Here is a 12,449-nt window from a genome sequence, read left to right on the forward strand (position 1 = left end):
ACGGGAGGCCCAAGGCATACGTCAGAATGCGGGGGAAGCGCGGGGGTTGGCCGACGGCCAGGAATAACGCGGCGGCGCCTTGTTGCGCCGCTCATGAGCCGGTCGCGGGGTTTGTCCCAGGCCGAGCAACCAGGCCAGGCCGACCAGAAACACCAGGGCGACCGTCAAGGCGTTGCAGACCGGGCAGGCAAAGTAGTTCGAGATGTTGCTGGAAGACGGGCTGCCCAACCCTTTGTCGGAAAGTGGCGCTGGCTTGCCGTCCACCGAACAGAACGCCCCGCCGATGCCATTCAGCTCCTGGCCCATCATCTGCCCATGCCCCAAACCGCAGACGAACAGGTTCATCAGCACGCAGAAGTACAGGGCCCAGGCAATCAGGGAACGGTCGGGGTGGCTCAATTTCATGGCGGCGACTCTACCACCAGAGCCGCCCAAGGATGAAGTGTCGCAGGCCCCTGTGGCAGAACGTCGCAGATTACGTGCACTTCCCAGGGTTGGTAGACTGGGCGCCCTCAAAGCCTGACGTATTGATCCAGAGCAATGCAGGCGTTTCACAGGATGCACAGTTGATGAGTACCTTATTCACCCGCCGCAAAGTGCTGACCGGAATGGGCCTGCTGGGCCTGGGCAGCCTGCTGGGCGGCTGTGACTACAGCCCCAAGCTGAACTTCAAGTACGGCAAGGACCTGAGCGACAAAATCATGGGCCGTACCTTCAAGCTCAAGAACACCGACGGCGAAACCGTCACCTTGAGCTCGTTCCGTGGCCTGATGCCGGTGGTGTTCTTCGGTTTCACCCAATGCCCGGCCGTGTGCCCGACCACCCTGGCGCGCGCTGCGCAGGCCAAGAAGCTGATGGGCCGCGACGGCGAAATCATGCAAGTGGTGTTCATCACCCTGGACCCGGAACGCGACACCCCCGAGATTCTCGACAAGTACGTCAAGGCTTTCGATCCGAGCTTCGAAGCGCTGTACGGCACCCCGGAAGAAATCGCCGTGGCCGCCAAGGAGTTCGGGATCTTTTATGAAAAGATCCCCGCCGGCGACACCTACACCCTGTCCCACACCGCCACCAGTTTCGTGTTCGACACCCGTGGCAACCTGCGCCTGGGCCTGCAGGCATCCCTTACCGCTAAAGAGTGCGCAGAAGACCTGCTCACCGTCATGGAGGTCTGCTAATGACAGCCGTTCAACACCTCAAACGCACCCTCATCGGCATGACCCTGCTGGGCCTCGCCGCCCACGCCAGCGCCCAGGTGCAAGTCACCGACGCCTGGGTACGCGCCACCGTGCCGGGCCAGCCGTCCAGCGGCGCGTTCATGACCGTCACCGCCGACACTGACAGCAAACTGCTGAGCGTGGCCTCGCCGGTGGCCAAGGACGTGCAGATCCATGAAATGAGCATGAAGGACGACGTCATGCGCATGGGCCCGGTGGACTCGGTAGCCCTGCCTGCCGGCAAGGCCGTGACCCTCGACCCAAATGGCTACCACGTAATGCTGATGGGCCTGACCGGCCAGATCAAGGAAGGCGACCAAGTACCGCTGACCCTCACCGTACAAAATGCCAAGGGCGAAAAGCAGGCAATTGAAGTGAAGGCCCCGGCCCGTGGCGTAGATGGGATGGACCACAGCAAGATGCATTGAGGCATGGCGGAGCCCGCTCACCACAACAAAGCAAAATCACTCCATACCTAAAAGCTCTGCCATCGACACTTACTATATATTTTCAATCTGAAAACAGACTCGATAGCCTGACGGCTCACAATTCCAACAATAAATCGGGTATTCCTGTGAACTCATCCCCCCGCGCCCTAAAAAGCCTGCTGCACCTGGCGGTGGCTTTCGCCCTGTTCAACAGTGTTGGCGCCTACGCGGCCAACACCGGCGAGCTGCCCTGCACCACCACCGAACAATGCGCCGCCCAGGCGGCAAAAGTCGGCGCCACGCCGGACAGTGCGCAAGCTGAGCGCAAAGCCAAAGACGATCCCACCCAGACTCAATTCGCCTGGCTCAACCGCATCAACAAAGCCTCGATCGTGATGCTCACCGAAGAAGGCATTGTGAAACCCGAGATGGGCCAGAAGATCGCTGGCGGCGTGCGTTATGCGATTGCCCAGGCCGACCAGCCCGGCGGCACGCGCCCGAGCGATGTGCTGCAACTGGAAAAAATCATGACCGACAAGATCGGTCCCGAGGCCTCGCTGATTCATTCCGGCCGCAGTCGCCAGGACATGCTCGCCACTTACCGCCTGGCAGCCCTGCGCAGCCAGGTGCTGGCCTACAGCGAAGCCCTCAACACCACGCGTCTGCGCCTGTTGAACATTGCCGACAAGAACGTCGACACCCTGGTGCCGGCCTATACCAACGGCGTGCAGGCGATGCCGATCAGCTATGCGCATTACCTGCTGGCCTTTGAGGCCGCGTTCGACCGTGACGGCCAGCGCATCCGCGAGCTGTACACACGCCTGAACAAAAGCCCGATGGGCACCGCCGTGCTGGCCAATTCGGCCTACCCGCTGAACCGCGAGCGCTTGGCCGAGCTGCTGGGCTTTGATGGGGTGCGTGAGAATTCGTTGGATTCCAGCCAGGTGTCCACCTATGACATCCCAATCGAGGCGGCCAACCTGGCGTCGTCATCGGCGATTCGCGTGGGCGCCATGATTGGCGACATCCACACCCAGTATCACCAGATCCGCCCATGGTTGTTGCTGGATGAAGAAGCCACTTACACCAGCAGCGCCATGCCGCAAAAACGCAACCCAGGCCTGCTGATGCGTGCCCGCGAGACCGCCTCGGATGTGGTCGGCCTGGCCCAGGCGGTGACCTTGCGTGCGCACAACGTCACCACCGGCATGACCGACTATAAATTCGCGTTCGATTCCCTGGGCGTGTTCCGTTCCACCCAGGAAATGTTCGAAAGCATGGATGCCGTGCTCGACGCGCTGCAGATCAACCCGCAGCGCGCATTGGAAGAACTGGAATCGGAATGGACCACCTCAATGGAGCTGGCCGACACCCTGGAGCGCCAGTTCAAGGTGCCGTTCCGGATTGGCCACAGCTTTGCCTCATTGATCGTCACCGAAGCGCGCAGCAACGGCACCACGCCGAAAACCTTCCCCTACGCCGACGCGCAGAAGCTGTATCGCCAGGCGGCAGACAAGTACAAGTGGACGCCCAATACCTTGCCGCTGGACGAGGCCGGCTTCCGTGCGGCGCTGTCGCCAACCACCATGGTGCAGACCCGCAAAGGCACGGGCGGGCCGCAGCCGCAGGAGGTCAAGCGCATGCTGGTGGAGGCGCGCAAGACGCTGGAAGGCGATCAGCAGTGGTTGAAAGAGCGGCGTGAGAAGCTCAAGGGCGCTGAAGAAAATCTCGATAGGGCCTTCGATAAGCTTAAGGGCTAACACCCAGTCCACAATGTTGCGGTTTCCTACTGTGGTGAGCGGGCTTGCCCGCTCATTACATAAAGCCAGTTCATGACAGCTCCCGTTGCAACACCCCACGATCAATCGATCGCTGCCACCCACAAATCGCCAGGCACGCCACGCAGTTGCCCAGCACATTGGTCAACGAGCGGCACTTCATCAAGCGTTCCACCCCCAGCAGCAGCCCCACCCCTTCCAGCGGCACCAGTTGCAGGATGTTCAAGGTGGCGATAAGGGTGAACAACGCCGAACCCGCCACGCTGGTAGAGCCCAGCGACGTCACCAGGCAGATCACCAGCACCGCGAGCAACTCCGGCAAGGCGATCTCGACCCCGGCCATATGGGCCAGGAACATGATCGCGGTGGTGAGGTACAGGTTGGTGCCGGCCAGGTTGAAGGTGTAGCCGGTGGTCAATACCAGGCGCACTAATTGTCGGTCGCAGCCCAGCGCTTCAAGTTTATTCACGCAGCCTGGAAGTGCGGCGACAGAAGAGCCGGTAAATGTCACCAGCAATAACTCTTCTTTTAAATACACAATCAATCGGGATAACTTCACCCCGACCAGGCGCGTAATAGTGGCGAACACTAAAACTACAAACAGTGCACTGACCAGATAAATAACCACGACAAACTTCAGCAGGGGCAATACTGAACTCACACCGTATTTACCCACCACGAAGGCCATCGCCCCAAACGCTGCCAACGGGGCAAACGTGAGAATAATCCGCAGCACGTAGAACAGCCCTTGCACCGCCGTTTCCAGCCAGCCCAGGCAGCGATTGCCGAGCGCACTGCCCCGCCCCAGCAGCAACCCGCAGACCATCGCAGCAAACATCACTTGCAAGACCAGGCTTTGGGTAAACACGCGGTACAACGTCGAGGAAGCCGACAGCAGCGACAGCTCATGCAGGAAGTTTTCCGGCAGTACAGGTGGCGTCGGCGACTCGCTGTGTTCCAGGTTGAACACCCAGCCGGTGGCCATGCCGAGCATCAGCGCAGCACAAGACATCAATTGGAAATACACAATGATCCGCCGCACGACATGGCGGTGATGAGGCTCGCGCTTGATACCCGCGACCCCGGTGGACACCAGCACAAACAACAGGAAGGGCATCAACCAGCCGACCATCTTGATAAAGGCGTCGCTGAGCACTTTCATCTCAATCGCCAGGTTCGGATAAACCAGGCCCAACATCATGCCAAGTACGATGGCAATCAGAATAGGCAGGGTTCCGTTCTTGGCGTATCGGGTCGGCATCGGTACTCCAGCCTGTTTTTATTTATTGTTATTGTCGCCCCTTGCCGCTTTGGGCATATTGGGCGCCACGGTCGCTGCCGGCCGCAAATAATAAAGTCTTGTCACGGGATATACCACCATGGAACTTCGCCATTTACGCTATTTCATCATGGTGGCTGAAGAGCGACATTTCACCCGTGCCGCCGCGCGCCTGAACATGCAACAACCGCCTCTCAGCCAACAGATCCGCGCCCTCGAAACCGAACTGGGGTTCGACCTGTTCAAGCGCCACCCCAAGGGCGTCGACCTCACCGCCGGCGGTCTGGTGTTCCTCGATGAAGCGCGGATCATCCTCGCCCGTGTCGAACAGGGTTCGCTCAAAGCCTCCCGCGCCGCCCAGGGCATCGAAGGCACGCTGGTCATCGGTTTTACCAGCTCCGCCGCCGCCCATCCGCTGATCCCTCGGATCATCCGTGCCTACCGCGAGCGCTACCCCGGCGTGGAGTTGTCGATCAACGAAGGCAGCGCCCGCGAAGTGACCGAAGACAGTGTCGAGAAACGCATCGACATCGGCATCCTGCGCGCGCCGGTCAGTACGCACCAGAGCCTGACGTTCCATCGCCTGCTCAATGAAGAAATGCTGCTGACCCTGCCCATCGGCCACCCGCTGCTGAACACCCCCGCCAGCGCCATTCCCCTCGCGGCCCTCAAGGATGAACGCTTCATCCTGGTACGTCGCCCTGGCGCACCGGGGATGTACGCGAACCTGATCAAGGCCTGCCAGAACGCCGGTTTCGAACCGAAAATCGCCTTTGAAGTGGAACGCATGCTCACCAACGTCAGCCTGGTAGCCGCTGGCGAAGGCATCTCGGTGGTCCCGGCGTCGATGCGCGATGTGCACCGCGAAAGCGTGGTGTATTGCCGGATCAAAGACGCACGGCCCAAGCTGCTGGCGCCGATCACGCTGGTGCGACGCACGTTCAATCCGTCGGCGCCGTTGCAGAACTTCATTGGGTTGGCGCGGGAGTTGGGTGGGGTGTATCGCAAGGGATCAGGCCACCTGGCCTTGGCTGCGTCATCAGGTGAAAACTCTCGCTGAGCAAGTCGACCGTTGCGCGAATACTGTCGGTTTGACGCGGTACCGCGAACAATCCGTAATTGACGCTCAAGGCCTGACTACCGCTGGGGCCCAGCGAGATCACACGCAGGGTGTCCGGGCGAATATTTTCTGCCGGCAGTAATGCGACGCCCAGGCCGCTTTCCACGGCAGCCATGATCACGCCGATATTCGGGCTGGTGACGGTCACGCGAAAATCGCGGCCGGCGGCCAACAACGCGTCGAACATCAGGCGCCGCCACGCGCAGGGTTCGGCATACACGATCACATCCAACGCCGACGCCGGGTCGATCTCATCATCGATCCCACACACCCAATACAGCGGCATGTTCCAGGTATGCACGGGGTCGGCGGCAAATACCGAACTCACGCCGACGGCCACGTCGAGCAAACCATCGTGCCAGCGTTCAGCGAGGGCATCGCCGTGGTCCACGGTGATGTCCAGGTGCACGTGGGGGCTGGCACGGCGTAAACGGCCCAGGGCAGCCGGCAACGCTGAGACGGCGATGTCTTCCGACAGGCCGACGCGCACCGTGCCCATCACCGTACGTTCCTTCGAGCGTGTCGCCACCGTTTCGCCGAGTGCCAGAATGCGTGTGGCATAGCTGAGCAACAATTCGCCCTCAGTGGTCGGCACTACACCACGCCCGGTGCGACGCAGCAGACGTTGACCGAGCAACTCCTCCAGCCGGCGAATCTGCGCGCTTAGCGCCGATTGTGCCCTCCCCGCCTGTTGCGCTGCGCCACTGAGGCTGCCGTGATGACACACCGCAACAAAAGTACGCAGCAAATAGGGTTCAAACGCGTCGGATATCATGTTTGGCATAACTCTGAATCAACTGATATCAGCCTACCGTGATAGCCACCATCTGACTACGCTGCTCAGCCTGTTCAATCAGTGAGTAGACACATCATGGATAACACCCAGAACCCACGCATCGTATTGGCCGCTCGTCCCGATGGCCGACCGAAGACCAGCGATTTCCGCCTCGAATACGCACCCATCCCAGAGCCGGTCGATGGACAGGTGCTGCTGGAAAACCTTTACCTGTCTCTCGACCCCTACATGCGTTGGCGCATGAGTGCCGCCAAATCGTATGCCGAGCCGGTGGGCATCGGTGAAGTGATGGTCGGTGGCACCGTGGCGCGTATCAAACACTCACGTCATGCCGATTGGCACGAAGGCGATTTCGTCTTGGCCTACGCCGGCTGGCAGCGCTTCGCGTTGTCTGAGGGGCAAGACCTGCGCCGACTGGACCCAGGCATCGCACCGCTGACCACTGCCCTTGGCGTGCTGGGCATGCCGGGGTTCACGGCCTATGCCGGCCTGCTCAATATCGGCAAGCCCAAACCCGGCGACACGGTCGTCGTCGCAGCGGCGAGCGGTGCAGTCGGCTCAGTGGTCGGCCAGATCGCTCGCCTGCACGGTGCACGCGCCGTGGGCATTGCCGGTGGAGTGGACAAGTGCACATTCGTGAAGGACGAACTGGGCTTTGATGCAGTCATAGACCACCGCGCCCCGGACTTTGCCGAACAGCTGGCCAAGGCGTGCCCCAAGGGTATCGACGTGTACTTTGAAAACGTCGCCGGGCCAGTCTGGGACGCCGTGCGACCGCTACTCAATGATTTTGCACGGATACCCGTGTGCGGTCTGATCGCCCATTACAACGATGGCGCCCTTCAAGAAGCAACGATCGACCGATTGCCCGCAACAATGCATGACATCCTCGCCAAGAGCCTGACCGTGCGCGGATTTATCCAGACCGAATTTGTCGATCAGCAACAGGACACATTCTTGAAAGAAGCCGCGCAGTGGATCGCTGAAGGCAAACTCAAATGGCGCGAGGATGTTGTCGACGGACTGGCCCAGGCACCCGAGGCGTTTATCGGGCTGCTGGAAGGGCGCAATTTCGGCAAGTTGATCGTGCGCCTCAATCCACAATAAACAGCCTCGCGCCAATACTCGTCGATGAGCGATGGCCTTCCATGTCATTGCCCACCTGATAACTCATTCCGGCCGTCAGGGTGAACTGACGGCCGTCTTCCAATTCAGTGTGCAACTCGCCTTCAAGACACAACAGAATATGCCCTCTCCAGCACCAGTGATCCGCCAGGTAGCCGGGGGTATATTCGACCATGCGCACGCGGGTGGTGCCGAAGTGGCAGGTGCGCCATAACGCCTTGCCGATAACGCCCGGATGAATCACGGGTTCGACAGTGGACCAGTCGGTAGTGCCAAAGGGGACGGCAGTGAGTTCCATCATGAGCTCGAAGGTTGGTTAGCGAGGCTTGAGGCTATTCATCTGGAGCAACGGGCGATAGGCACAGATCAAACGCTTTTTTGGGATACAGGTATCCTGCTCGCAACGCTCCCCTGGATTCGCTTATGCACATCGACCCCGCGTACATCCTTCACGAAACCGAACACTGGCTGCTCAACCACCACCTGACATCAGCATTGCCCGGCTACCTGATGTTGGGCGCCAAGGCGCCGATCCACTCCCTGGCCGACATGCCGGAGGCGGCGCTCGCCGAATTAGGTGGGTTGCTGGCGAAGACTCAGCGGGTGATGGAAGCGCAGCTGAAACCGAAATGGCTGTACATCAGCCGTTACGGGCACATGCCGGGGTTCCCGCTGCATTTTCATTTCATCCCGGTGTACGACTGGGTGGAGGAAGCGTTTTGGCGGGACGAGCGCTATCGGCTGCTGCAGGGTTTTGGCAAACAGGGACTGGCGCAAACATTAACCGATGGCGCTGAGTTGACGTTGTTTGTATGGCGTGAGTTTGGCGAAAGTCCCACGCCACCACACATCCAGGGAGACACCGTGCATCGAGTGATTGAGCGGTTGCGCGTAGCCTTTGCGGGTCAATGACGAGCGGTGTCAAGGGATCAGTTGTTTTGTCATCGGGATACACGCCAACGTCAACCCCAACGGTGAGTGATAAAACGCCTGTTCATCCCCCACATACCCACACGCCCGATAAAAACTCGCCGCATTCAGCGTCGCATCCAGCACCACGGTTTCAATCGCCATCTCCCGCGCCACCGTCTCAAGGTGGTCGAGCATTGCCTTGCCATATCCGCGACCGCTGCACTCGGGCAATACGAACAGGGCGCCGACTTCGTGGTTGTCCGGGTCAAGCATTCCAGTGACGACCGCCTCACCGTTCAGCCAGCCCAGGTAAAACGGTTTACCCATCAGCGCGCTGTAACCATCCTCGGCTCTGCCCCGCGTCCACAACAGCATTTGCTCACGCGTATAAGCGCCGATGCATTGGCTGCGAATGGCCTGCAAGCGGATGTCGAACGCCACTTGGGCGTCCCCTGGCGTCGCCCGTTTTATCTCCAACATTTCACGCCTCCTCCATGAAATCATCGTGCCATTAGCACACTTGTGCTAATCGACCCTTCTCCCTTGCGGCGCTATATTCCCCGGCACTTCCAACGCTCTCCCGGCACCGTGCATCCCTTGCGCGTGGGCGCGTTGTGCGCTGGAAAAACCATAACAACCCCAAGGAAGAAGCACCATGAAACTGCAATCCTCCGTTACCCGTCTCACCCTTCTGGGCGCCTTGATCATTGGCGTGGCCGGCTGCAGCAACATCAAGCCTACTGAAGACCATCTCAAGACGCTGTCGGAAACCAACCTGGGCGAGCCGGTCAAGCGTATCTCCAACGTGCGCAGCGACTCGATGACCACCTACTACGTGGCCAGCGCGGCATCCGGGGAGTACAACTGCTCGGTGCCCAGCGGTGCCAGCGGCGGCATGTTTGCCGTGGCCAGCTTCGGCATGATGAAACCTGCCGCCTACTGCCAGCCCAAAGGTGCACGCGGCAACCCACTTCAGGGCTTTACCCAGTAACCGCCTCCTGACTCAGTTCCCGCAGAACACCGCGCAGTTCCGCGGGGCGCACAGGCTTGGAGAGAATGGCGATCTGACGGTCGTGCAACGCGGCCTGGATTTTCTCCACATCGTGCCCGGTGAGGATCAGCGCCGGGACCGCCCAGCCACGTTGTTCGCGCAGGGCGTCGATGCATTCGATGCCGGTGGCGTGGTTACCCAGGTCGTAGTCGGCGACGATGATGTCGCAGTCACTGACCAGATCACGCCCCGAAGACTCCGCCTGCACCTCGCACCCCCAGCGCTCCAGCAGCGCCTGGGTGGCGAGCAGCACGTTGTGGTCATCTTCGACCAGGCACACCTTCAAACCGGTGAGCAACCCGGCCTGGCGCGTGTCATCGCGCGGTGCTGTTGCACGCGGCGCGGTGGCCAGAGTGAGGCCATACAGGCTCACGGAAGTGCCACGGCCCACCCGTGAGCGCAGGCTCACGTGCACGCCCATCAACTGCCCCAGACGCTTGACGATGGACAGCCCGAGGCCAACGCCTTCGACGTCTTTGTCACGCAGGTGGCGTACCCGATAAAACTCCTCGAAGACCTTTGACAGATGCTCCTCGGCAATCCCCCGCCCCCGGTCATGAATCTCCACCGCCAAACCGCCGTCGCGGATGCGCACGCCGATCAGCACCGGACGCTGCGCGCCATATTTGAAGCAGTTGGACAGCACGTTCTGCACCATGGTCGCCAGCAGCGCCGGGTCCACCAGCACCCAATGCGCACACGGCCGCAGGCGCAACTCCACACCGGCCCACCGCGCGGCCTCGACGTTCTGCCGCACCAGGTCGGCAAGGAAGTCGCCCAGGTGCACCGCCTGGTATTTGGGCAGCAGACGGCCGTTATCGAGGGTGTAGAGGTCGAGAATCGAGCGGAACAGTTGCGACACGTTCAGCAGCGACCGGTCGATGTTGTCCACCAGTCGCCGCTCTTCATCACCCAGGCGCGCTTCGCGCAGGCACGCGGTGAACAGGCCGATGGAGTGGATCGGCTGGCGCAGGTCGTGGCTGGCCTGGGCGAGGAAACGGGATTTTTCCAGGTTGGCGGCGATGGCTTGCTCGGACGCCTTGCGCGTGCGCTCCAGCAGGATATGCGCGTACACGGGGATCACCGTGCTGGTGATCATCAGCATCAACACCATGAAAGGTTGCGCCTGCCACACCGGCGTGAGGCGGTACACGATCAACAGCGCCAGCAACGCCAACGCCGTGGCAATCGCCAGGTATCGCGAGCCGTAGCGCATGCCATTGCCGAGGTTGACCCACACCATCACCGCATACAACGGCAGTGCTGCCTCGCCACCGACTACCATGCCAAACGAGGTGCCGGTGTAGTCGTGAAGCATCCCGAAGATCCGCCGCGCCGGGTAATGCCCAGGCCAGCGCACGATGACCTGGCGCAACACAATGGAGGCCAGCAGGAACAGGAAGATATACAGGATCACCGGCAGGTAAGTGTCCACCGACTGTCCGGGCAGAAAGCCCAACACGCTGATGTAAACGATAGCGATGGAGGCAACCACAATGCGCAGGTTGGCCTGGTCGAGTTCGGAGTTGGTCTCAAGACTCATGGGGTTACGTCCTTGTGCGGCAATCAACAAATCCAACTTGCGTCACAGGCAGGCCTCGGACGCGGTGATAAGGTAGCATGCAACCGCACAGCCTTGCCCCAGGAAGGAGCACCCACATGACCGGTCGCATCATCATCGCCGACGACCATCCGATGTTTCGCGAAGCCATGCTGCGCACCGTGCAGCGCTTGCTGCCGGACGCCGTGGTGCAGGAAGCCGGCGACCTCGACGGGGTACTCGCGCTGATCCGCGAAGGCGGCGAGGTCGACACCCTGATCCTCGACCTGCGCTTCCCTGGCCTGACCTGCATGAGCCAATTGGTCGACCTGCGCCAGCAACTGCGACGCACCACGTTGATCGTGGTGTCGATGGTGGATGACCCGGCGTTGATCGATCAGGTAATGGCCCTGGGCGCAGACGGCTTCATCGGCAAGAACATCGCCCCCGACGAGATCGGCCAGGCGCTGCTGGCCATCCGCGAAGGCGAAGTACTGGTCAAATTCGCCCCCTCCGGCCTGCTGCCACTGGACACCCACACCCTCACCGCCCGCCAGCAGGACGTGCTGCGCCTGATCGCCCAGGGCAAGACCAACAAGGAAATCGCCAAGGCCCTGGATATCTCGCCGTTTACCGTGCGCATCCATGTGTCGTCGCTGCTGCGCACGCTGGATGTACCCTCGCGGGCGGCGGCGGCGGTGAAGTATTCCGGGGAGTTCTAGGCGTTCTCATTACCGGCGCGGGTAAAGGAATAGCGGTCAATGTCGGTGCGCAGCTTCCAGCCTTGGCCTTGCCAATAATCAGCAGCGCTGATGTTGGTCTTGAACACATCGAGGTGGCATTTGTGGATGCCCAGTTGCGCCAGGGCTTCGAGGCAGCGTTGCGTCAGCGCCTGTGCGATGCCTTGGCGACGGTACTCCGGCAGCACCAACGCATGTTGCAGATAGCCGCGACGCCCGTCATGGCCGCACATCACGCAAGCGATCAGTCGTCCTGCGGCTTCAGCGACAAAACTCAAGCCAGGGTTGCGGGCCAGGTAACGCTCGGTGGCGGAGCGGGAATCGGCGTCGCGCAGGGAGATGCCGGGAGTGCCTTGCATGAGCGAGAAAACGGCGTCGTAGTCGGCTGGGGTCATTGCGCGGATATTGAGCATGGCGTAAACCTTGTGGATGTGAGCTTGCCAAATAGTACGTTCTACTACCG

At 60.8% G+C, this 12,449-nt stretch carries 15 protein-coding genes; 8 read left to right on the top strand and 7 right to left on the bottom strand.

The window, feature by feature from the left end; all coding sequences use genetic code 11:
- Positions 1-21: 21 nt before the first annotated feature.
- Positions 22-405, bottom strand: a complete 384-nt coding sequence (locus tag ACP7EW_RS00155) for a DUF2946 domain-containing protein (RefSeq protein WP_033901858.1) — start codon at positions 403-405, stop codon at positions 22-24.
- Between the two features lie 164 nt (positions 406-569).
- Between ACP7EW_RS00155 and ACP7EW_RS00160 the strand changes: the two genes are divergently transcribed.
- The 3 genes from ACP7EW_RS00160 to ACP7EW_RS00170 all read left to right on the top strand — a co-directional run bounded on the left by ACP7EW_RS00160 (position 570) and on the right by ACP7EW_RS00170 (position 3,405).
- On the top strand, positions 570-1,178 hold the full coding sequence (locus ACP7EW_RS00160; RefSeq protein ID WP_016976099.1) for an SCO family protein: 609 nt from the start codon (positions 570-572) through the stop codon (positions 1,176-1,178).
- A complete protein-coding gene (locus tag ACP7EW_RS00165; protein WP_033896646.1) occupies positions 1,178-1,645 on the top strand; it encodes a copper chaperone PCu(A)C in 468 nt (155 codons plus the stop codon). Before ACP7EW_RS00160 ends, ACP7EW_RS00165 begins: the two co-directional genes overlap by 1 nt.
- Positions 1,646-1,791: 146 nt before the next feature.
- Positions 1,792-3,405: an argininosuccinate lyase gene (locus ACP7EW_RS00170; RefSeq protein ID WP_426214432.1), complete on the top strand. Its 1,614-nt coding sequence runs from the start codon at positions 1,792-1,794 to the stop codon at positions 3,403-3,405.
- Positions 3,406-3,475: 70 nt separating this feature from the next.
- Here the strand turns inward: ACP7EW_RS00170 and ACP7EW_RS00175 are convergent, their stop codons facing one another.
- A complete protein-coding gene (locus tag ACP7EW_RS00175) occupies positions 3,476-4,684 on the bottom strand; it encodes a cation:dicarboxylate symporter family transporter (protein ID WP_426214434.1) in 1,209 nt (402 codons plus the stop codon).
- Positions 4,685-4,802: 118 nt separating this feature from the next.
- On the opposite strand from ACP7EW_RS00175, the gene ACP7EW_RS00180 reads away from it, so the two are divergent.
- Entirely contained in the window at positions 4,803-5,762 is a 960-nt protein-coding gene (locus ACP7EW_RS00180; protein ID WP_177053797.1) for a LysR substrate-binding domain-containing protein, read from the top strand.
- On the opposite strand, the gene ACP7EW_RS00185 is transcribed toward ACP7EW_RS00180, so the two are convergent.
- The gene (locus ACP7EW_RS00185; RefSeq protein WP_426214436.1) at positions 5,671-6,606 is read right to left on the bottom strand and encodes a LysR family transcriptional regulator; all 936 of its coding nucleotides are present in this window, start codon (positions 6,604-6,606) and stop codon (positions 5,671-5,673) included. The two genes, ACP7EW_RS00180 and ACP7EW_RS00185, sit on opposite strands and share 92 nt — an antisense overlap.
- Before the next feature lie 87 nt (positions 6,607-6,693).
- Between ACP7EW_RS00185 and ACP7EW_RS00190 the strand changes: the two genes are divergently transcribed.
- Positions 6,694-7,725 (top strand): NADP-dependent oxidoreductase, encoded by a 1,032-nt coding sequence (locus ACP7EW_RS00190; RefSeq protein WP_426214438.1) that lies wholly within the window; start codon positions 6,694-6,696, stop codon positions 7,723-7,725.
- Here ACP7EW_RS00190 and ACP7EW_RS00195 read toward each other — a convergent pair.
- On the bottom strand, positions 7,712-8,041 hold the full coding sequence (locus ACP7EW_RS00195) for a DHCW motif cupin fold protein (RefSeq protein WP_426214440.1): 330 nt from the start codon (positions 8,039-8,041) through the stop codon (positions 7,712-7,714). The genes ACP7EW_RS00190 and ACP7EW_RS00195 overlap by 14 nt on opposite strands.
- A gap of 125 nt (positions 8,042-8,166) precedes the next feature.
- Here ACP7EW_RS00195 and ACP7EW_RS00200 point away from each other — a divergent pair, with 125 nt between their 5' ends.
- Entirely contained in the window at positions 8,167-8,655 is a 489-nt protein-coding gene (locus ACP7EW_RS00200) for an HIT family protein (RefSeq protein ID WP_426214442.1), read from the top strand.
- Between the two features lie 9 nt (positions 8,656-8,664).
- On the opposite strand, the gene ACP7EW_RS00205 is transcribed toward ACP7EW_RS00200, so the two are convergent.
- On the bottom strand, positions 8,665-9,135 hold the full coding sequence (locus ACP7EW_RS00205; protein ID WP_426214444.1) for a GNAT family N-acetyltransferase: 471 nt from the start codon (positions 9,133-9,135) through the stop codon (positions 8,665-8,667).
- Between the two features lie 175 nt (positions 9,136-9,310).
- Between ACP7EW_RS00205 and ACP7EW_RS00210 the strand changes: the two genes are divergently transcribed.
- The gene (locus ACP7EW_RS00210; protein ID WP_033896666.1) at positions 9,311-9,646 is read left to right on the top strand and encodes a hypothetical protein; all 336 of its coding nucleotides are present in this window, start codon (positions 9,311-9,313) and stop codon (positions 9,644-9,646) included.
- Here ACP7EW_RS00210 and ACP7EW_RS00215 read toward each other — a convergent pair.
- Positions 9,636-11,249, bottom strand: a complete 1,614-nt coding sequence (locus tag ACP7EW_RS00215) for an ATP-binding response regulator (protein WP_426214446.1) — start codon at positions 11,247-11,249, stop codon at positions 9,636-9,638. The two genes, ACP7EW_RS00210 and ACP7EW_RS00215, sit on opposite strands and share 11 nt — an antisense overlap.
- 116 nt (positions 11,250-11,365) lie before the next feature.
- On the opposite strand from ACP7EW_RS00215, the gene ACP7EW_RS00220 reads away from it, so the two are divergent.
- Positions 11,366-11,968: a LuxR C-terminal-related transcriptional regulator gene (locus tag ACP7EW_RS00220; protein WP_038851568.1), complete on the top strand. Its 603-nt coding sequence runs from the start codon at positions 11,366-11,368 to the stop codon at positions 11,966-11,968.
- Here the strand turns inward: ACP7EW_RS00220 and ACP7EW_RS00225 are convergent.
- Positions 11,965-12,399, bottom strand: a complete 435-nt coding sequence (locus ACP7EW_RS00225; RefSeq protein WP_426214448.1) for a GNAT family N-acetyltransferase — start codon at positions 12,397-12,399, stop codon at positions 11,965-11,967. The genes ACP7EW_RS00220 and ACP7EW_RS00225 overlap by 4 nt on opposite strands.
- Positions 12,400-12,449: the final 50 nt, after the last annotated feature.

Origin of the sequence: Pseudomonas sp. DWRC2-2 (assembly GCF_049897885.1) — a bacterium.
GTDB lineage: Bacteria > Pseudomonadota > Gammaproteobacteria > Pseudomonadales > Pseudomonadaceae > Aquipseudomonas > Aquipseudomonas azotoformans_A.